This window comes from Bartonella sp. AA97HXZ (assembly GCF_042196985.1).
GTDB lineage: Bacteria > Pseudomonadota > Alphaproteobacteria > Rhizobiales > Rhizobiaceae > Bartonella.
In genome coordinates this window covers 1-20,020 of the sequence record NZ_JBHIRC010000013.1, presented here as the reverse complement: position 1 = coordinate 20,020, position 20,020 = coordinate 1, and the positions used below count along the sequence as shown (strand labels likewise).

At 36.6% G+C, this 20,020-nt stretch carries 16 protein-coding genes, 1 pseudogene and 1 riboswitch; of the genes and pseudogenes, 12 read left to right on the top strand and 5 right to left on the bottom strand.

The annotated features are described in order from the left end of the window. Positions 1-4: 4 nt before the first annotated feature. Complete coding sequence (gene gcvT / locus ACFINE_RS07605; protein ID WP_375621605.1) at positions 5-1,117, bottom strand: glycine cleavage system aminomethyltransferase GcvT; 1,113 nt, start codon at positions 1,115-1,117, stop codon at positions 5-7. Positions 1,118-1,253: 136 nt separating this feature from the next. After that, positions 1,254-1,351, bottom strand: a riboswitch (glycine riboswitch). Between the two features lie 448 nt (positions 1,352-1,799). On the opposite strand from gcvT, the gene ACFINE_RS07600 reads away from it, so the two are divergent. The 4 genes from ACFINE_RS07600 (at position 1,800) to ACFINE_RS07585 (ending at position 6,278) form a co-directional block, all read left to right on the top strand. Further along, positions 1,800-2,462 (top strand): LON peptidase substrate-binding domain-containing protein, encoded by a 663-nt coding sequence (locus ACFINE_RS07600; RefSeq protein WP_375621604.1) that lies wholly within the window; start codon positions 1,800-1,802, stop codon positions 2,460-2,462. Between the two features lie 13 nt (positions 2,463-2,475). Then, positions 2,476-2,682 carry a Trm112 family protein gene (locus ACFINE_RS07595; RefSeq protein WP_273791466.1) on the top strand — a complete coding sequence of 69 codons (207 nt, stop codon included), beginning with the start codon at positions 2,476-2,478 and terminating at the stop codon, positions 2,680-2,682. A 924-nt stretch (positions 2,683-3,606) separates the two neighbouring features. Continuing rightward, positions 3,607-3,987 (top strand): helix-turn-helix domain-containing protein, encoded by a 381-nt coding sequence (locus ACFINE_RS07590; protein WP_375621603.1) that lies wholly within the window; start codon positions 3,607-3,609, stop codon positions 3,985-3,987. 1,259 nt (positions 3,988-5,246) lie between these two features. Further along, positions 5,247-6,278 carry an aspartate-semialdehyde dehydrogenase gene (locus tag ACFINE_RS07585; RefSeq protein WP_375613639.1) on the top strand — a complete coding sequence of 344 codons (1,032 nt, stop codon included), beginning with the start codon at positions 5,247-5,249 and terminating at the stop codon, positions 6,276-6,278. Between the two features lie 284 nt (positions 6,279-6,562). Here the strand turns inward: ACFINE_RS07585 and ACFINE_RS07580 are convergent, their stop codons facing one another. Then, positions 6,563-7,201, bottom strand: a complete 639-nt coding sequence (locus ACFINE_RS07580; protein ID WP_375621602.1) for an SH3 domain-containing protein — start codon at positions 7,199-7,201, stop codon at positions 6,563-6,565. A gap of 504 nt (positions 7,202-7,705) precedes the next feature. Here ACFINE_RS07580 and ACFINE_RS07575 point away from each other — a divergent pair. The 4 genes and pseudogenes from ACFINE_RS07575 to ACFINE_RS07560 form a co-directional block, all read left to right on the top strand. Continuing rightward, complete coding sequence (locus ACFINE_RS07575) at positions 7,706-8,524, top strand: MetQ/NlpA family ABC transporter substrate-binding protein (protein ID WP_375621601.1); 819 nt, start codon at positions 7,706-7,708, stop codon at positions 8,522-8,524. Positions 8,525-8,572: 48 nt separating this feature from the next. After that, positions 8,573-9,607: a methionine ABC transporter ATP-binding protein gene (locus ACFINE_RS07570; RefSeq protein WP_375616331.1), complete on the top strand. Its 1,035-nt coding sequence runs from the start codon at positions 8,573-8,575 to the stop codon at positions 9,605-9,607. Further along, complete coding sequence (locus ACFINE_RS07565; RefSeq protein ID WP_375609233.1) at positions 9,600-10,259, top strand: methionine ABC transporter permease; 660 nt, start codon at positions 9,600-9,602, stop codon at positions 10,257-10,259. Before ACFINE_RS07570 ends, ACFINE_RS07565 begins: the two co-directional genes overlap by 8 nt. A 441-nt stretch (positions 10,260-10,700) precedes the next feature. After that, positions 10,701-10,999: pseudogene (locus tag ACFINE_RS07560) on the top strand (integrase); the annotation flags it as partial. A 171-nt stretch (positions 11,000-11,170) separates the two neighbouring features. On the opposite strand, the gene ACFINE_RS07555 reads toward ACFINE_RS07560, so the two are convergent. Continuing rightward, positions 11,171-11,650: a MaoC family dehydratase gene (locus ACFINE_RS07555; RefSeq protein WP_375621600.1), complete on the bottom strand. Its 480-nt coding sequence runs from the start codon at positions 11,648-11,650 to the stop codon at positions 11,171-11,173. A 163-nt stretch (positions 11,651-11,813) separates the two neighbouring features. Here ACFINE_RS07555 and ACFINE_RS07550 point away from each other — a divergent pair, with 163 nt between their 5' ends. Further along, positions 11,814-13,148 (top strand): NAD(P)H-dependent oxidoreductase, encoded by a 1,335-nt coding sequence (locus ACFINE_RS07550; RefSeq protein ID WP_375621599.1) that lies wholly within the window; start codon positions 11,814-11,816, stop codon positions 13,146-13,148. Between the two features lie 808 nt (positions 13,149-13,956). Here the strand turns inward: ACFINE_RS07550 and ACFINE_RS07545 are convergent. Continuing rightward, positions 13,957-14,313 (bottom strand): hypothetical protein, encoded by a 357-nt coding sequence (locus ACFINE_RS07545; protein ID WP_375621598.1) that lies wholly within the window; start codon positions 14,311-14,313, stop codon positions 13,957-13,959. 2,288 nt (positions 14,314-16,601) lie between these two features. Between ACFINE_RS07545 and ACFINE_RS07540 the strand changes: the two genes are divergently transcribed. The 3 genes from ACFINE_RS07540 to ACFINE_RS07530 are packed head-to-tail and all read left to right on the top strand — an operon-like array spanning position 16,602 to position 19,377. Beyond that, positions 16,602-17,345 carry a creatininase family protein gene (locus ACFINE_RS07540; RefSeq protein ID WP_375621597.1) on the top strand — a complete coding sequence of 248 codons (744 nt, stop codon included), beginning with the start codon at positions 16,602-16,604 and terminating at the stop codon, positions 17,343-17,345. Between the two features lie 21 nt (positions 17,346-17,366). Then, on the top strand, positions 17,367-18,395 hold the full coding sequence (locus ACFINE_RS07535; protein WP_375621596.1) for a CobW family GTP-binding protein: 1,029 nt from the start codon (positions 17,367-17,369) through the stop codon (positions 18,393-18,395). Positions 18,396-18,405: 10 nt separating this feature from the next. Beyond that, complete coding sequence (locus ACFINE_RS07530; RefSeq protein ID WP_375621595.1) at positions 18,406-19,377, top strand: WD40 repeat domain-containing protein; 972 nt, start codon at positions 18,406-18,408, stop codon at positions 19,375-19,377. Here ACFINE_RS07530 and ACFINE_RS07525 read toward each other — a convergent pair. Further along, positions 19,374-19,520, bottom strand: a complete 147-nt coding sequence (locus tag ACFINE_RS07525) for a hypothetical protein (RefSeq protein WP_375621594.1) — start codon at positions 19,518-19,520, stop codon at positions 19,374-19,376. The genes ACFINE_RS07530 and ACFINE_RS07525 overlap by 4 nt on opposite strands. Positions 19,521-20,020: the final 500 nt, after the last annotated feature.

Sequence of the window (20,020 nt, the reverse complement as noted above, 5' to 3'; positions counted from 1 at the left end):
AAAATCATCCTTTAAAATAACGTTGTTCAACAAAGGGAAGAGAATGAACTGATAATACAATCTTTTTGCCTCGCAGTTCTGTAAAGACTTGTGTCCCTTCAACTTTAAAATCAACAGGAACGTAACCCATCGCGACAGGACCATCAAAAGAAGGACCAAAACCACCTGATGTTACAATGCCAATCTCATTACCTTGATCATCAAGAAGCACCGCACCGGCACGAATAGGTTGACGCGTTTGCGGTTTTAATCCAACACGACAACGAGCCGGTCCTTTTTGCAGTGCTTCAAGAAAAGCCTTCGCACCATAAAATTGTGCTTTTTCTCGAACACTTTTAGGAACAGCCCATATTAGAGCCGCATCAATAGGTGTCGTATCAGGGGTAATATCATTTCCATGCAAACACAGCCCCGCTTCCAACCGCAAGCTATCGCGTGCGGCAAGTCCAATCCACTCAACACGAGAATCACTCAGCAATTTTTCAGCCAACATATGCGCATGCCCTATAGGCAAAGCAATTTCAAAACCATCCTCTCCCGTATAACCAGAACGCGTTATAAACCAATCCTGTTGTGGTTCGAATCCTTGCATAAAGAACAATTCATTCCCTGGTAAATCGGCATCAGCAAGAACAGCTGCCGCTTCAGGACCTTGAAGCGCAAGCAATACCCTTTCAAGTGCAATCACTTGACATTCAAAATCAACCGCACGCTTTTCCAATTCTACAAAATCAGCCTGTGCATTCCCAGCATTGGCGACCAACATAAAACGACCCTCTTCCAAACGGGTAATGATAAGATCATCAAGAATACCAGCCTGCTCATTAAGCAAATAATTATACCGTGAATGCCCAATCTTTAAAGCTGCTGCATCAATGGGAAAAGCATAGGACAAAAATTCCACAGCTTGTGCCCCTTCAACCGCAATCAATTTCATATGAGAAATATCAAAAAGTCCTGCATGTGCACGCGTATGAAGATGCTCTTTTAAAACGCCAAGAGGATAAGTTAAAGGCATGTTCCAACCCGCAAAAGCACCAAATTTTGCTCCTGCTTTTTCATGCAAATCATATAAAGGAAGTGTTTTTAAAAAAGATGTTTCTTGTGCTGTGCCCATAATAACTCCAAAGCTGCGCTAACGCCCATAGAATATGGTCGTCTCTGCCCCCTCTGTCATCAACCTGAGAGACTCGCGAAAAAATTTTTCGCTTACACCTTCGGCGCGGGTTCTCCCGACTTTCCAGATCTGCCTTCTTCCTTTTACGGTCCTTAAAGCCTGAGAGATTATGGGCTATTTCCCCTTCGGCGGCAATGCGAAAATTTGCAATCTGCACTCTCCCGCAAAAGAATGAAAGAAACGATAACGCTCTTTCCAGCATATTTAAACCTATAGCCTATCTTCATCACACTGTCATTAGTAAAGTGATGAAAATGTTCTCATTTTTAAACTTGCATAAGCTGCTTCAAAAGATTTATAATATTATCCTTTTTTGAACCTTACAAAAATTGCAAGGAACACATTTTAGGAAATTTAAGACAAAAATCAAAAGCTATAAACAAAAATACCTCTTGAAAATCATGCAAAACGTCACACACTAAAAAGATCGCAAAGCAATATTCTTTCGCGCGCAGTTCAACCTTAAAGATAGGGTTTCATATTCTTTTTGAGAATAAGGACTTCAAATATTTTATAAGTATGATTTTAATGCACAAGAAGTAGGTTTTCTGCTTTCTCAATAGTGTCATAAATAGCGACTATTTACAGACTAAAACTACCGAACAAAGGTGACAAAATACTCATGAAAGCTGGTAATATCTCTTACAATTGCGAAAATGATCTTCCAAAACAAATTGCTCTTTTTCCTTTAGAAGGTGCACTCTTACTACCCGGTGGTTTTTTATCACTCAATATTTTTGAACCAGAATCACTTGAAATGATTGAAAATGTTATGGTAACTGATCGTCTATTGGGCATTATTCAACCACTTTCATCGGATACAGATCGCTTCTCTACACAACTTTATAAAACAGGCTGTATAGGGCGCATTACAAACTACAGTGAAACAGGAAACGGACAACTGTTCATTATCTTACAAGGTATTTGCCGCTTCACTTTAGAACAAGAATTGAAAAACACAAAATCCTATCGAACAGCTCTCATCCAATCAAACATAAAAGACTTGCAAGAATTTGATATTGAAGAAAGCATTAACCGAGAGAACTTACTCGACGTTGTAGAAAAATATCTAACCATACATGAAATGGAATATAATTGGAGCAGCATCATAGAAGCCCCTACACCTATATTGGTTAATGCTTTTTCAGCTCTTATCCCCTTTACACCAGCAGAAAAACAAGCTCTCCTTGAAGCTCCAGATATTGAAAGCCGTGCCCAAACTCTTCTTGCATTAACAGAACGCTCGCTCATGAAACAAACAGGAACAGATTACCGCTTAAACTAATGAATGTCCAAACATGAAAAAAATGACCACAGATCCAAAAATGCTCGAATTGCTCGTCTGCCCAATGACGAAAGGTACTCTCTCTTTCAACCGAAAAACACAAGAGCTCATTTCTCTCAAAGCCAAACTTGCCTACCCTATTCGTGATGGCGTTCCCATTATGCTTGCCTCAGAAGCGCGCCCTTTGCAAAACAATGAAGAAATAACGCATAAAAAATAAAAAATCCTCATGCAATTTCCCTCTACAAGCCCACTGTTATCAAGTCTCTATCAATATGATATCTCAATATTTACGATTTCTGAAAAAAGAGTTTTACAATGAAGATATCTATATCGCTTTACACCTTGTAACAAAAGCCAAAAATATCATCAGATTCTCTCATTCCAGCCTGTTCATACTGAAGCAATCAAAACCATTCGCTTGCACCACACAAGCATCTGAATAAAAATGGCTCTTATGAACTTCTTAAAAGCAAGAATTATAATAACATTTTGAACCAACTCAGGTAAATGAAATTTATTATATTAAACATAAAGATTGTTATATTTCATGGACTTTAATTTATACTATTTACGAACAACATATTTGAGATACCTCGATTTAAGATGAATAAAAACGACAAGTTATATCATCTTATGTATACCATATCGGGACAAGAATATTTATCTGTTTGCGTAATCTTTGAAACGGAGAAGCAACCTAATTTTTGGGGAAAAAAACATAAAATCGTAAAGGAGAAAATCACCCCATTACCTTACCATCACCCTTTAATTTCGCTTTACAATTTTTAAAAGTATCTAAAGTATCTCAAGCAATATTTTTTATGTATAATATACGCATTAATTACATGAAAACTTGAAAAAACAAACAAGAAACACTGTTGTAATTTCAATTGACGATTGAAAGTAATTGCCTTATGAAGAAGGCTTGTGTTTTTGGTCGTATACGCGACGATCAATAGGGCCTGGAAGCCCGAAACCGAGCATAAAGATTAGCCCGCTTTTGCGGATATCCCGGAATTTCCGGGGGCTCTTGTTATGTCCAAGTGCTTTCAGCACTAAAAGCAAGGGGCTGACTCGGTTTCAGCACTTCCAGACCCCGGAATACCAATGCGAGGGCGCTCGCAACCGGTGGGGACATCAAGTGAAAGCCAAAAATCTACATTTTTACGATATTTCTTTAGGCAAAAAAATTTGCTTCAGAAGAAACGTCATGGGGTTTTCTCAAAAACAATTAGGAAGTCATTTAGGCGTAACATTCCAACAAATCCAAAAGTATGAAAAAGGCTTAAATCGCGTAAGTGCAAGACGTTTACAGGAAATTGCTCATATATTAGATGTTCCCGTTTCCTTCTTTTATGCTGATAGCGCAAAAAAAGAAGAGAACCTCTATCATTGTGATGACAGAATAGCAAGCAAAGCAGAATATTTACTTTTAAAAAATTTCAGAATACTGACCCGCAAAAAACAAAGAGCAATTTTGCAGTTGATTTCTGATGAAAAAAACAACCCCTTATTTTCATAAATTCACTGCAAGGATAATCAAAGTCGTTAATAATATTGACAAGAATTGTGACTGTCTCCCCACACTGCATGAGAATGAAAATGCTTAATCTAATCTGATTTGTAAATAATCCGAATTCTAACGAGTTTAACTTAGAAATAGTGCATTGATTTATAATGATAATCTAACGTTATTGATATTGAATAAGTGTTCCGAATATCGTAAAATTCTTTCATTTCAAACGTGTTCTATATTGAATCAATCAAAATCACTGTTGGCACATTACAAGCAAAGTTGGCGTGTGAGTAAAAACGTACAAAAAGGCATACCTCTTATTGAATCGTCTCACAAACCAAGAGCTGTAACGACATTGTGTGCTGAAAAAATGGATGATGGTGCTAACTTGCTCTTTTATTAAACGTAAATATGGGGGTGTTCAACGACTTTCCACTCATATGAGTTACTTAAAAAAGGCTTGCCAAACAAGCCTAAAAATATTCCCACACACTAAAAAAATACTTAAATATATTGAGAAAAATCAAAGATCTTATACCACCATACTCCAAATAATGATATTTTATAGCATAACAGGATTAAAGTAAAAATAAGAAATATAAATTAAAAATAGACACGAAAAACTATATTTATAACTTTCATAAGAATTTATCTATATATGGATACTTAAGTTTATCCTGTTGTGCCATAAATTCTATCATTTAAGGTATGAGGGCATGAAGCACGCATACCTTAAAACATTCAAATGTTTTTTAGATACCCAATATCTTTTTAAATATTTTTAAGCCTGCTTGTTGAGCCTTTAGTTTAAGTAAAAAATGGGAAGCCACTAGAATCTAGCTGTTTACAGACTGTAATAGGAGGCTTCGCTTTTAAAGGTATAGGGAGAAAATTAAATAATTCAACAATTAACAGATAAAGTATTAAAAGATTCCACGAACGCGATACGTAATACCATCCTTAAAAAATTCACAAAGTGAGAAGGTAAACAATTGACAGAAGATAAGAAATTCACTTAATTAAAGTGTTTTCTAAAGAGATAATAGCTTAGCGTAAAATATTCATTTTTTTCAATTCTGAAAGATTAAAAGAGACGTATCATTTGAAATAAAACAATTTATTGTGCTAACGATGATGATTGGTGTGCACAAAATTGAGTTGTTGAAAATCAAAAATATAATTTAATGATGTTCCTTGACCAACTCACTCTCTCCTGAGTATAGCACGGGGAATAAACGTGGAGAGACATGAGGAGTATATAGAAAATGAGTTATAAAGTTGCAATTGTCGGCGCAACCGGAAATGTTGGTCGTGAAATGCTTACAATTTTAGAAGAACGTGGTTTTCCTGCACATGAAATTGTCCCTCTAGCATCACGACGCTCATTAGGACAAGAAGTTTCTTATGGAGATAAAACTTTAAAAGTAAAAGCACTGGATACTTACGATTTTTCTGACACAGATTTTTGTCTTATGTCTGCGGGAGGGAGCATTTCCAAAGAATACGCCCCTAAAATTGCTGCTGCCGGCTGTGTCGTCATCGATAATTCCTCCACGTGGCGCTATGATGCCAATGTTCCGTTGATAGTCCCTGAAGTCAATGGCGAAGCTATAAATGCCTTTTCTAAGCGTAATATTATAGCAAATCCTAATTGTTCAACAATTCAACTGGTCTTAGCTTTAAAACCTCTCCATGATGCTGCAATCATTAAACGTGTTGTTGTCTCTACATATCAGTCTGTTTCTGGAGCTGGTAAAGAAGGAATGGACGAACTTTTCGAACAATCACGTGCAGTTTTTGTTGCAGACCCAATTACATCAAAAAAATTCACTAAACGCATTGCCTTTAATGTCATTCCTCATATCGATGTTTTCATGGAAGATGGTTATACAAAAGAAGAATGGAAAATGACGGTTGAGACAAAGAAAATTCTCGATCCGAAAATTAAATTAACAGCCACTGCTGTTCGGGTCCCTGTCTTTATCGGTCATGCCGAAGCCGTCCATGTTGAATTTGAAAAACCACTAAGCGCATCTGAAGCACAAGCGCTCCTCCGCGATGCACCAGGCTGTCAGCTTATCGATAAACACGAAGATGGTGGTTATACCACACCTTATGAAGGTACCGGAGAAGATGATACCTTTATTAGCCGTGTTCGTGAAGATATCACCGTTGAAAATGGTTTAGCTTTCTGGGTTGTCGCCGATAATTTAAGAAAAGGAGCGGCATTGAATGCCGTTCAAATTGCTGAATTGCTCATTTCTCGTAATTTGATAAAGCCTAAGTCCGCAAATTAACGCCCTGTCCGAAAGGACAAAGAACCCCTAGCCGGTCTGTCAAAAGTCCGGCTTCTCTTCAGTATAACCTTCCCCAGCTGAAGGTTCATATCACCATCCTAAAGAACTGTAATCCAAGGTATTATCAAATTTTACTTTGAATATCCTTGAATGCCTCGCCACCTTAAGTTAAGCATTGCCGCCTTAATGACATTTTACGGTACAATAGGATCAGCAGCATGAAGCAAACAATGCTTATGCTGCTGATCCTTTTTGTCATTCCGGTTGTGAAATTAACTTTACCCTTATCGAGCAGGATAGGTCACGACACGGTAACGCGTTTCATTACGTTCAAAATTTTTGTAATTGACATTATCAGGAAAGGAGGGATTATAAGCACTCACGTGCTTTACAGAAACGCCTTGTGCTGTTTGCGACGGATTTAAAATTGTTCGTTCATCCCTTTTTTTAACACCTGTAGAATCGATAATCATATCTGTTCTGTATAGTTTTTGCATATTTTTCCGTGTTTTTTGAATCGCCGGAAGAGCTTTAAAGTCGGAAACAGCCTGTTTTACTTTTTCTTTTGGCGATTTTACCATAGATTTTGATTTTGCTGGCATCTTTTTAAAAGCAATGGTAGGAACATTGTTAACATTGACGTAACGTGCAGATGCCCAACCAACTTTTCCATGATAACCAAGAGAACACCAAGTTTTATTGGATAGGCAGCCATAAATTTGCACTTTTGCTCCCATTGGAACCATTGCGATAACTTTATAAGCTGTCGCAGGGCCTGTGCGTAAAGATACCTGACCTGATGCAACACGAGCAACTGTTCCTGTAATGGTTCCAGCTTGTGCGTGAAAAGCAGTCACAGCCACCCCTGACGCTCCTAAAGTCCATAAAGTCATCATTGTTGATAAAAATTTCTTTCTTAACATTATTTTTCTTCCTCTCTTAAAACGTATGAAGGGCAAAAATTCGCCGTTGCAAAAATTTGCCGCGTTTAAATCCAATGATCAGCAACCTTTATTCCCCCCAAAAACCCACAACATTGCAACAAAATTTCTCTTTATCGCCTACACGAACACGGCCTTTTGATCTTGATTGCGCAGTATGTTCTTCATGAATTTACGGCTAAAGCATCATCTGATTGTCCGGTTCTTCAACCAATTGTCCCTTACAGAAGTTTTTAAAGGGGCATTGGTTCCCTCAACAAATGATTGCAATAAAAGAATTGATTGCCTAAATTTCAAAGATTTTCTGAGAATGAATGATGATCAGCCCCCAAAACAACTAAAATAGAAGGAAAAATAATACTCTTTAAAAAATAAAAGTGATTGAATATTCTCTAAAGCTTGTATAACTTTAAATCTGCCTAAAAAGATACAGAGTATATTGAAACTTCGCTCAAAAAATTTCTCGAAAAAGAAAGTTAAAAGCATATGACATTAAAATTTTTTTCTCGTAGTCGGATTATAGGATTATTCCTCTCTCTCTTTGCACTTTTTTTGTCTACTGCTTTTTCCATGGCCGCAGACAAAACAAAAATCAAACTTGGTATTATGGAAGGGCGGGATGCAATTATTTGGAAAACTGCTGCTGAACAGGCTAAAAAAGCCGGTTTAGATATTGAACTCGTTTATTTTTCTGATTATGCTTTGCCTAATGATGCTGTTAACGCAGGAGAGATCGATGCGAATGCTTTTCAGCACGCCCCTTATCTTAATGAACAAATGAAACAACGTGGCTATAAACTTTCAATTGTCGGCTATACATTTATTGCTCCAATTGGTGTTTATTCACACAAAATAAAAGACTTAAAAGATCTCCGTGATGGTGCACATGTCGGTATTCCGAACGACCCATCTAATGGTGGAAGAGCCTTACTTCTTCTCAATTCTTTAGGTCTCATTAAGTTAAAAGATCCTCATAATATTCTTGCATCTCCACTTGATATTATCGAAAATCCTAAAAACCTGCAAATTCGTGAGCTCGATGCTGGTATGTTAGGGCGTGCAATCGACGATTTTGACCTTGCAATTATAAACACAAATTGGGCTATTGTTTCGGGATTAAGCTTCGAAAACGATGTGGTCGCATGGGAGAGCGCAAAAAATAATCCTTATGATAATATCATCGTTGTACGCACGAGCGAAAAAGATGAACCATGGGTTAAAAAATTAGTTGCTGCCTACAATAACGATCTTATCCGTGCAAAAATCAAAGAGATTTTTGGCAAAACTGCCCAAACATCTTGGTAATGGTGCCAAATATCTTGGTAATTGTGCCAAATATCCCGGTAATTGTGAATGGAAAAACCTATTCTTATCTCCTTAAAAAACATCAGCCGTTGTTTTAACAAAACGGCTGGTGTTCCGGTAATTAATAATCTCTCTTTAAATATCCACGCTGGTGAAATCCTTGGCATTATTGGGCGCAGTGGAGCAGGAAAATCAACACTTATCCGCTGTTTAAATGGGTTAGAGAAGATTGATGCAGGATCCATTTTTTTTGAAGGCGTTGATATTTCTAATCTATCAGAGATAGAATGGGCGCCTTACCGTCAACGAATTGGAATGATTTTTCAACATTTCAATCTTCTCTCATCGCAAAATATTCTTGATAACATTGCATTGCCGCTTAAATTAAGTGGTGTAAGTAAAAAACAACGCCACAAACGTGCCCTTGAACTGATTGAATTGGTTGGGTTATCTGGGAAAGAATATTGCTATCCAGCACAATTGTCCGGGGGACAAAAACAACGCGTTGGCATTGCACGCGCTCTTGCTGCTAATCCTAAAATATTATTATCAGATGAAGCCACTTCTGCTCTTGACCCTGAAACAACACAATCTATTCTAGAGCTCCTTGCTGATATTAACAAACACCTCAATCTCACGATTGTGCTCATCACCCATGAAATGGAAGTTGTGCGCACCATAGCGCATCGCGTTGTTGTTCTTAATCAGGGGAACATTGTAGAAGAAGGACGTGTGAAAGACATCTTTACATCACCGCAAGACGATACAACCATAGCCATGCTCAAGCTTGTCACCCCGCAACTTCCTGAAAAATTTGCGAAAAATCTCAAACCAACCGGGCAAGAAGCTGTCATTGAAATTAATATTGCCGGTGAAATTGCCCAGCAACCTTTTCTTCATCTTCTAGAAAATGAGAGTGGTTTAAAAGCACGTATTTTGCATGGTGGCATTGATACAGTTCAAGATGAAACCATCGGGCGACTCTTCTTGGCTCTTCCTGGAGAAGATAAAGAAGCTTTAGAAAAAGCTGTTCAATGGTTAACGAAAAAAGGACGATATTGTGAGGTCTTAGGCTATGTTTAATGTTCTGTCTCATGAACTTCCCCAAGCTGTTATTGATACAATATTGATGACACTTAGTGCTTCTGTTATGGCATTTATTATAGGGCTTCCCCTTGGTCTTCTTCTTCACACAACAGCACGCGGAGGGATTTTTTCCTCATCTCTCATCAATCGCCCTTTAAGCATGATCATTGACAGTATTCGTGCCATTCCCTTTATCATTCTTGCATTTTATCTTCTTCCCGTTACGCGTATCGTTGTAGGAAGAGGGATAGGAATGCCTGCTGTAATTTTTATACTGACCATTTCAGCTATCCCTTTTTATGCTCGCATGGCGGAACTCTCTTTTAAAACCGTTGAAAACGGTCTCATTGAAGCGATCCGCTCGATGGGTGCAAGTCGTCTTCAAATTATCAGACATGTTCTTATTCCTGAAGCTCTCCCTAGCCTGATTACAGGTTTTACAGTCATGGTCATTTCTCTTATAGGAGCCACCTCACTTGCTGGATATCTTGGTGGAGGCGGTTTAGGGGATATGGCAATCCGCTATGGCTACCAACGCTACAATACCTTCATCATGACCATCGTCATCATCCTTTTGATCGTGCTTAATATTACAACCCAATGGACTTCTGATAAAATCGTACAAAAACTTGATAAAACAAAACATTAAAAGACTTAGAATTTCACAAGCCAATACCATCATCCTCTTTGCCACTTTCCAAGTGCACCAACCCTTGCCTATCGAAAACACTCATAAGAGATTAGAAACTTTTTTCTTAAACAGTTTTTATCTCTCCCCATCCGTTTGTAACATGAAAGAAAATAGTTTTAATGGCTTTAATATAAAAGGGGATAAAATAAGAGATCTCACAGTATGTGAAACTCTCTTTAAATTAAGACATTGGTCACGACCTTTCCCAACCTTAGATAACACATTGAATTTATAATGATAATATGGCGTTATTCATATTGAATGAGAACTCTGAATACCGTAAGATCCTCTCATTCCCACTTTGTTCCATATAGAATCAACCAAAACCTCTTGCTTGCACGTTAAAAGCGGAAAGAGCCGTGTGAGTAAAACTATACAAGAAAGAAAGGCATGCCTCTTATGAATTATCTCAAGCGCCAAGACCTGTCTTAACATTGGCGGCTAGCATATAATATGATGGTGCCGATTTTCTTCTTCACAAGCATAAAGATAGGGGTGCTCAATGGCTTTATCGTTATACTATTCACAGGCGCCATTGCGAAATGGGTGTGACGAGCGTTGAGAGATGTTGCTTTAAAATAAACCCGTGAATTGGCAACGCAAGTATATTCCATTTGAAGCGTTCTGTTTTACGTGATGGGTATGATCCCATTAAAGAACGCTATAAACAAAAGCGTGAAGCAATGCACTATCTTCATTAGGAAACTCCTCTTCAAAACGATCTAGGAAAGATAGCAACCCGCTATGGCTATCAACGCTATGATAGCTCCACCATATCTATCATCCTATAGATTATTCTCAATATCATCATTGAAGAAACTTCTAATAGAATTGTATAAAAATTTTATAAAATAAAGCACTCAAATAATCTAGATATTGGAAGGTTTTTCTTCCACAACAGCAACAATAAGCCATTGAGCTGTAAGAGCTGGTTTTTTTAACTTTTCAATTTCCACCGTAACCCCATAATGGAAAACCACTCGACCAGAAGGACGAATTTCTGCGTCGTCTAACACAAAACGCGCACGTATCCGTACCCCTGTTTTCACAGGACTCATGAAGCGTACTTTATCGAAACCATAATTAATCCCCATTGTGCTCCCTTCTAACTCTGGAAGAGCTTCATAAGCGAGCCTAGACAAAAGCGATAATGTTAAAAAACCATGAGCAATCGTGCCGCCAAAAGGTGTCTTTTTAGCCTTTTCCTCATCAACGTGTATCCATTGATGATCATCTGTAGCACATGCAAACTGATTAATCATATCCTGTGTAACAAGACGCCACTCCGATAATCCCACTTCTTTCCCAATAAAACTGGTGACATCTTGTACTGTTATTTTTTGCTGCATAACGCTATTCCTATTTTATTTGATAAAAGAAACCACCCCTCTTGCTTTTATAAAATCCATTGATTAGAGCATCAAGAATAAAAGATTAATTGTCTTAAAAACAAATGCACCTTATGAATGAGAAAAGTTCTTTAGCAGAATAGTTTTCAAATAGGAAAAAAGAATGGCAAGCAATGTGAACCTAACAGGTTTAGCGCATGATTTGAAACAACGTGCAGAAAACCATCCCCCCATCCGTATTGGACTGATTGGTTGTGGTGAAATGGGCACAGATTTATTATCAAGTATTGCGCATATGGATGGTATAACAGTCGCTGCTGTAGCCACGAGGACACCGTCACGTATTTTTGATGCCGCTACACTAGCCTATGGCGAAGATGGACATGTCTGTGAAGTTGAAAATACTTATGCTCTCACCCAAAGCATTGAAAAGGGTTTGATTGCAGCAACAGATGATATTAACCTTGTTTTGCGCCATGAACAAATTGATATTATCGTTGATGCAACAGGCTATCCCGAAGCAGGAGCAGAAATTGGTATCAAAGCGCTTGAGAATAACAAACATCTTGTCATGATGAATGTTGAAGCAGATGTTACAATTGGCGCTTATCTCAAACATGAAGCAGAAAAACGAGGGCTCATTTATACACTTGGTGCCGGCGATGAACCTACTTCTTGTATGGAACTCATAGAATTTGTTTCAGCCCTTGGACATAAGATTGTTGTAGCGGGTAAAGGAAAAAATAATCCTCTGCGCTTTGATGCTACACCTGACGCTTACGAAGAAGAAGCATTCCGGCGTAATATGAATGTGCGCATGTTGGTTGAATTTATTGATGGTTCCAAAACGATGGTTGAAATGGCAGCCATTGCCAATGCCACCGGACTTCTCCCCGATTGCCCAGGAATGCATGGACCACGAGCAGCGCTACAAGATTTAAACAAAGTGCTTATTCCAAAGCAAGATGGGGGCATTTTACAGCAATATGGTGTTGTAGATTATTCAATAGGTCAAGGTGTTTCACCTGGTGTCTTTGTCATTGCCGAAATAGCACACCCACGTTTACGCGAACGTATGGAAGATTTAAAAATTGGCCAGGGACCTTACTTCACCTTTCATCGCCCCTATCATTTAACAGCAATGGAAGTGCCCCTCACCTGCGCACGTATTATGCTTTATGGCAAAAAAGATATGGTCCCTCTTAGCCATCCCGTAGTAGAAGTCTGTGCTGTTGCTAAAAAAGATTTACATCCAGGTGATCAGCTAGACTTTATCGGTCTTTATACTTATCGTGCTTGGATAATGAACATCGCAGAAGCACGCGCTCACCACGCCATTCCTTGTGGCCTTTTAGAAAAAGCAACAGTAACAGCTGCAATTAAAAAAAACGAACTCATTACAGTACATAATACTGCTATTCGTGAAGATCAATGGATTGCACGTCTTCGTGCTAAACAAGACCTTTTACTTCATTGCCCTTCTTCCGCTAAGCTATAAATACTCCTGAATTACCTTACTTAACAGTATCCTTCCCTTAGGCAACAGAATAACCCAGAATACACTTCTATCGCAAATACAGGTTTATGTTTTAATAAAAGCATTTTCCAACGATGCACATCACCACTTCCCTCTCACAATATGTCCCGTAAATGCGACAGTATAAACCACCCTATGAGATGGCATAAGATTCATTGTGTATCACTATCTTTACTCTATGAAGATACAAACCAGCACCATCATTTATTTTCCAATACTACAACAGTCCTTGAACCTTAGAGATGATTCATGAGAAGAATTTTTACTCTTTTTTTTAATAATTTTATCCATACACGAACGCAACTTGTTATACGTAAAAAATACTTCTGATGGATTTAACATAAACAAATTTAAAATGATAAATAATAATTTCTCATTTTTCTTATTGCATGAGAGCCTTGGATATAGGGATATTCTTTATTTTATCCCCTTATGAAAGATAAAAAAATTTAAAAAGGATAAAATATACCTTTGATGAATAATCTTCATATGAGAAAAGGTAGACAATATTAAAAGACTGATAAAGATAGTAAGTATACTATCCTTATTACTAGAAAATAACCATAAACTGTAAAAAAATCAGGTTACACTAATTTGTAAAAAAAAACATAAATGTAGGATCTTGAACTTTAATAATGTTAATAAAAGCTACATTTAATATTAAGAGTAGTGATTTTATTATCTAGTATAGTATAAATAATAAAATATTTATTTTTTAAAAATAATGAAGTGAACAAAAAAATCCTCGACTCTGTCGATGAGTTTTCTACTAAAGTGTACTGAATATTCCAAAAAGAGATACAACAGCACCTAATACATCCCCAACACATAAAGAAGCAAGAAGTGATAAAATACCTATTCCCCCCCAAAATGCTGCACCTGAAAAAGCAGCAGCTTTTTCAACTTTCCCCAAAGCAATGCCATCTTGTTCCTCAACGCCTTGAATAACAGCTCTATCCACAGCTTTAATAGCTACATTTTTTTCTAGTGTAGAAATAGTAACTGCCACTCTCTCTTGAAATTGATTTTTTACAAAACTTGCATTTCCCTCTATAGTTTGTACAAAAAAGAGAATAAATAGTGTAAAAGTAAATGAACATACACGATTTTTAAATATTTTAAACATAGCTTTCTTTGCTCCTCTTTTCTTCACTGAAAAAATGAAAGAATATTCACATATATAAAAACCAAAAATTATATTTAATCATTTATATAATTGCACATAATAAAATATTATATGTAATTTTGTTATTATAATATAACACATTATGTATTACATGTAAATATAAAAAACAATAAATGATAAAAATAATTTATTCCTTTTACGCAATAATAACTTAAGATACCAACAGTAATATTTTTTCATTTTTATTGCTATAATTAAAAATAATAATAATTTGTTAAATTTATTATTATAATAAATATTACGAAACAAATTCATTTAAAAAATTATATAATAGAGCTTTTATAAATAATTTGAAATGTAATTAATTTTAAAGAACTATAAAATTTAAAACTTCCAATATAATGATATATGATTTTCTATTATTTCAATAAATATAAAAATGAAATAGTACTTAATGGATTTTTATTATATCACTCATCATTAATATTGAAAAATAAAATTAGTATCGAATAAAAACTTGATCTAAAACAAATCTATCCTAATAAAACAACTTTAAATAGTTTACTATTTTTCTATAAAACAGTTATAAAATGTAAAAAGAAATTAAGATCTCTATTTTCAAATAGAAAAGACATTAATAAAATGATTCTCAACTTTTACTGATATATAAAGAAAATAGTGCATAGCATCTTCAAAAAGGTAATTTAGCTCCTTTATCTCATACAGCATAAAAAACTCAAAATATTGACTTTCAAACCTAACAAAACAAACGCATAAAATAAATAAATCTATCAGATTTACAAAAATATTATAAGCAACACTAGAGCACCAAAAAACTACCTAAAATTACATAAAAAGAGAGTCATGAAAAATGAGATGATCCCCCAAAATACTGAAAAAACTTTCTTTCTTAATTTGCATAAAAGTTATTCCATATTTTTCGTCAATATTGTAGAGCGCAACCTTATTTATATTTTAAGTAATTATATTTACTCTATATTAGTAACAAATAATTCTCTTTGAAAGAAATTTTTGCAATATTCACATAACTGTCTGCAATTTGTGAAAAACGAATAATAATAAATAATTGATCAAATGCTTGAAAGAAAAGGAATAGAGAAACTTACTAAAAAATTGCATTTTTAAAATACCAACTTAAGTAGCGCATTGAAAAAATAACGCCATAAAACTGATATTGAATAATAAATTCATCAACCGATCACTTTAATCGCAAAATATTAATCTATAATAATAATTTATTGTTTTGCCTGTTGAATGAGAAAGCTGACGATTATAAAACTCTCTTATATTTTAACTCTGTTTATATTGAATCAATCAAAATTCTTCACTTGCAAATCACAAACGAGATCGGTGTGTGTGTAAACACACTTGAAGAAAGGAAAATATCACTTATGAGGTATCTTAACTATCAAGCGCTGTTAACACAGTATTGAAAACTGGCAAAGTGAATGATGGTGTCCCTTTTTACTTTAAAAGTGTAAAGATGGTGGAACACTATAGATTTTATATTATAAGGCTTTACCGTTATACCATTCACAAGCTGCGTCGTGAAATGGGCTTTGGTGTACTAAATGTTTCTTTAAAACAAAAGCGTCAATGTGCAACACAATGGCGTTCTGTTTATCATGTATCCAACGGTGTTTCTTGTATCCAACGGTGTTTCTTACTGAATCATCTTATAAACTGCTCTATGAGATTACAAATTCATCTTACGTGAATTCTTCCCTTTATATTTATTTTTTCTCATGAACACTAAAATCTGTTAAGACACTATCCAAAATAAAATCAATCAACAAACATTTCTATTCTTTTGTAATATACAGATAATTGAATAGAGTTCCTGATTGCAACAAAAGTCTGTACTATTGCAATAGTAGAAATACTTTGATCATCCTCGCTCCATAATAAAAGAATAATATGTAATTTACAGAAAAAATTACATATTTAATAAATAATGAAAAATAATTTTTTCATTATTTATTGTGAAGTATTTAATATATATGAATATATAATTATTAAAAATGATAATATACATCAGAAATAATTATAAAAGACAACTATCTTGAGAAAGATTGCCTAATATTACAGAAAAATTGCGGTGGCTTTGCTCAATAAAAGCTTCTCTATTTTTAACAAAGCTCTCATTTTTATGCATCCATATGTGATGTAAAAAGACGCCTATTTGCGTTTCTCTTATAGATAGATTAAATAGTGACAGCACCTTTGATCACTTTGTCTCTTTTGACTTCTCTTTTGGGCATTAATTTATGGTATCTAACCCACCTTTTCTCGCTCTTTTACCTTTGGGTGCACATGAATATCACGGAGAGCACCTTCCTTTCGAAACCGACTGGATTATTGCTGAAGCTTTTGCAAAAGCCCTCACTTTACAAACAAAAGAGCAGTTTCATATCGCACTTTTACCGGTTGAAAAGATTGGCTATTCTATAGAACATATGGATGTTACAGGCACGCAAACCCTTACCTTTTCTGATGCGATTAAGCGATGGATAAAGATTGGTGAAAACTGTTACCACAAAGGGATCAACCGTCTTCTTCTTCTCAATGCTCACGGAGGAAATTCACCTTTAATGAGCATTGTTATCACCGAATTACGAAAGCGCCTTTCCATGCTCGCTGTAGCAACAAGCTGGAGCCGTTTTGGTTTACCACAAGGTCTCATGGAGCCATCTCAACAACATCTTGATATCCATGGAGGCTTTATCGAAACCTCTCTCATGCTCTATTTAGCACCAGAAAAAGTCCATATGGAAAAGGCAGAAAATTTTCATAATAAACAAGCGGATATGATTGCCAATTATCGGTATTTACGTGCTTATGGTCCTCATGCCTTTGGTTGGACAATGAAAGATCTAAATACGCAAGGTGCGGCAGGAAATGCAAGCAAAGCAACACCACAAGCCGGTGAAGCAATCTTTTCTCATGTTCTGTCTCAGCTTCGTGATTTACTTGATGATATCAATCGATTTAACATAAACACATGGCAATAAAGAACAATAAAAGGTCTCTCCATGGAAACGATACCCCAAAAAAAACTTCCCGTTACGGTTCTCACAGGCTATCTTGGTGCTGGAAAAACCACCCTTCTCAACCGCATTCTCAGTGAAAATCATGGCAAACGTTATGCCGTCATTGTCAATGAATTTGGTGAAATTGGTATTGATAATGACCTGATTATTGAATCAGACGAAGAAATTTATGAAATGAATAATGGCTGTGTTTGCTGCACCGTACGTGGTGATCTCATTCGCATTTTAGAAAGCCTGATGCAACGTTCTCATCGATTTGATGCGATCATTATAGAAACGACAGGGCTTGCTGATCCCGTTCCCGTAGCACAGACCTTTTTCATGGATGATACTATCCATGAAAAAACAGCTCTCGACAGTGTCATAGCAGTCGTTGATGCAAAGCATTTTCCCTCTCAATTAAAAACAAGTCGTGAAGCTGAAGACCAAATTGCCTTCGCGGATATTATTCTTTTAAATAAGATTGATCTTGTCACCCAACAAGAACGCAGCCATGCTGAATCCCTTATTCTGGCCATTAATCCTCGCGCTATACTCTATACAACACAGCGCACCAATATCCCTCTTGAGACACTCCTTAATCGTGGTTTTTTTGATCTCCAACAGACTCTCGATCATGAACCTCATTTTCTCGATCACGAACATACACACCAACATGCCAACCATGTGTGCGGTCCCGATTGTCATCATGACCATCATCACGCATCCACCATTCATGATATTACCATCACTTCTGTAAGTTTAAAAACAGATGCTCTGCAACCAGAAAAGTTTTTCCCTTGGATCCAGCAGGTTACACAGCAACAAGGACCTGATATCTTGCGTCTTAAAGGCATTATCGCCTTTCAAGGAGACGATGATCGTTACGTCATTCAAGGGATACATATGCTTCTTGAAGGACAACATCAACGCCCATGGCGTGAAGATGAAAAACGAGAAAGCCGCCTTGTCTTTATAGGACGCTCTCTTGATGCTGAAAAATTAAAAACTGGTTTTGAAAATTGCGCATAAGTGAGTGATAATGCCAAACATTACCCATTATGATCTCAAAAGTTACTGCCTTTCCTGCGGTTTTATAGGCAATAAACCAGCCTTTGTTTCCGTAGAAGGTTTCATTGTTTTTTTTAATCCAACCCCACAAATCGTTGAAGTTCACCAAGGAATAATTTCAAGCCATTTTTCCCATGACAATACCGCGATCATCACCGGTGGAGAAGATGGAAAAGTCTGTCAAACAACCGTAGCAGATCACACGGAAGTGTTAAGCCAAAAAGAACGCAAATGGATAAACAACGTTGCTTTTGGTCCACAAAAAGCTTTTGCTTTTTCCTCCTCACGCCTCGCATTTGCGCATATTGGAAAAGAACGACAAGAGCTCACACATGAACGCAGTGTGGAAGGCCTTGCTTTTGCCCCAAAAGGTTTGCGACTTGCCGTTGCCCATTACAATGGTGTGACTCTTCATTGGTTATCAACGCAAATATCTCCCACCACATTAGTATGGAAAGGAGCTCATTGTGATGTCACCTTTTCACCAGACAACCGCTATGTCATTTCCACCATGCAAGAAAACGCCTTACACGGTTGGCGTCTCACTGATAATCAACATTTACGGATGAGTGGCTACCCAAGCAAAGTTAAAAGCTGGTCTTGGAGCGCAAAAGGAAAATGGCTAGCAACATCAGGTGCCTCTGCCGCAATTGTTTGGCCCTTTCATACAAAAGATGGCCCCATGGGAAAAACACCTCTAGAACTAGGCACACGAGCAAATGCGCTTGTTAGCACCGTTTCATGCCACCCAAACAAAGAAATTGTAGCAATAGGCTTCAATGATGGAATGATTTTAGCGGCACAATTCCATGATGGAAAAGAAGTCCTTCTAAAAGGTTATGGGAAAAGTGCTATCTCAGCACTTAACTGGGATCAAGCAGGGCAAAACCTCTCCTTCGGTAGCGAAAATGGTGAATGTGGTATAATCAATATCACTGATTAAATTACACCAACAAACGCAATCATCGCCGATAAAAAATGCCCACACAATACTCCAGAAATCTTATCCCCTTGCATCTCCAGAGCTCTCAGAAATCCTATCTCCCTAATCTCCCCCCAAAAATCTCCTAAAATCTTCGTAATCATTAAATCTTCCCTCTTCCTTTTCTCCCCCCTTTAGACAAGAAAATACCTTAAACATGTTTTTTGACCTTTTAACATTGCTACCCCCATACAAGAATAAAAACATCACCCTCAAGACCGCCCCCCCATCTCCTTATAAACATCTATATAGGCTACATACTTCCACAAAAGCATTTTTCTTAAAAATTTGGCAAAAAATAGCTGATATCATCATTAAAACAACGATTTATTCCTACGATCAGAAGAAGGGAATTCAACACTATTTTCCTAAATAAAAAATTTTTTGATTTCCCCCTCTAAAGAGCAAAGTTTCCTACGAGCAGCCTTCCACACTTTAGTTTCTTGCCTAGAAAATTCTATCTAATAATCATTTCATGGAGCTTCTATTACCGCCCTCTGTTCCGGTATCTCCTTCATCTACAGATTCTGTTTCTCCTCCTTCTGTCCCTGTTGAACCAAAGCCTTCTCAGTCCTCTGAACCTTTAGATCCTTCATCTAATCTC

What these genes read in the sequence shown, in the direction of transcription:
- gcvT (WP_375621605.1), bottom strand. Translation starts at nt 1,117, where the DNA reads ATGGGCACAGCACAAGAAACATCTTTTTTAAAAACACTTCCTTTATAT.
- ACFINE_RS07600 (WP_375621604.1), top strand. Translation starts at nt 1,800, where the DNA reads ATGAAAGCTGGTAATATCTCTTACAATTGCGAAAATGATCTTCCAAAA.
- ACFINE_RS07595 (WP_273791466.1), top strand. Translation starts at nt 2,476, where the DNA reads ATGAAAAAAATGACCACAGATCCAAAAATGCTCGAATTGCTCGTCTGC.
- ACFINE_RS07585 (WP_375613639.1), top strand. Translation starts at nt 5,247, where the DNA reads ATGAGTTATAAAGTTGCAATTGTCGGCGCAACCGGAAATGTTGGTCGT.
- ACFINE_RS07580 (WP_375621602.1), bottom strand. Translation starts at nt 7,201, where the DNA reads ATGTTAAGAAAGAAATTTTTATCAACAATGATGACTTTATGGACTTTA.
- ACFINE_RS07575 (WP_375621601.1), top strand. Translation starts at nt 7,706, where the DNA reads ATGACATTAAAATTTTTTTCTCGTAGTCGGATTATAGGATTATTCCTC.
- ACFINE_RS07570 (WP_375616331.1), top strand. Translation starts at nt 8,573, where the DNA reads ATGGAAAAACCTATTCTTATCTCCTTAAAAAACATCAGCCGTTGTTTT.
- ACFINE_RS07565 (WP_375609233.1), top strand. Translation starts at nt 9,600, where the DNA reads ATGTTTAATGTTCTGTCTCATGAACTTCCCCAAGCTGTTATTGATACA.
- ACFINE_RS07555 (WP_375621600.1), bottom strand. Translation starts at nt 11,650, where the DNA reads ATGCAGCAAAAAATAACAGTACAAGATGTCACCAGTTTTATTGGGAAA.
- ACFINE_RS07550 (WP_375621599.1), top strand. Translation starts at nt 11,814, where the DNA reads ATGGCAAGCAATGTGAACCTAACAGGTTTAGCGCATGATTTGAAACAA.
- ACFINE_RS07545 (WP_375621598.1), bottom strand. Translation starts at nt 14,313, where the DNA reads ATGTTTAAAATATTTAAAAATCGTGTATGTTCATTTACTTTTACACTA.
- ACFINE_RS07540 (WP_375621597.1), top strand. Translation starts at nt 16,602, where the DNA reads ATGGTATCTAACCCACCTTTTCTCGCTCTTTTACCTTTGGGTGCACAT.
- ACFINE_RS07535 (WP_375621596.1), top strand. Translation starts at nt 17,367, where the DNA reads ATGGAAACGATACCCCAAAAAAAACTTCCCGTTACGGTTCTCACAGGC.
- ACFINE_RS07530 (WP_375621595.1), top strand. Translation starts at nt 18,406, where the DNA reads ATGCCAAACATTACCCATTATGATCTCAAAAGTTACTGCCTTTCCTGC.
- ACFINE_RS07525 (WP_375621594.1), bottom strand. Translation starts at nt 19,520, where the DNA reads ATGATTACGAAGATTTTAGGAGATTTTTGGGGGGAGATTAGGGAGATA.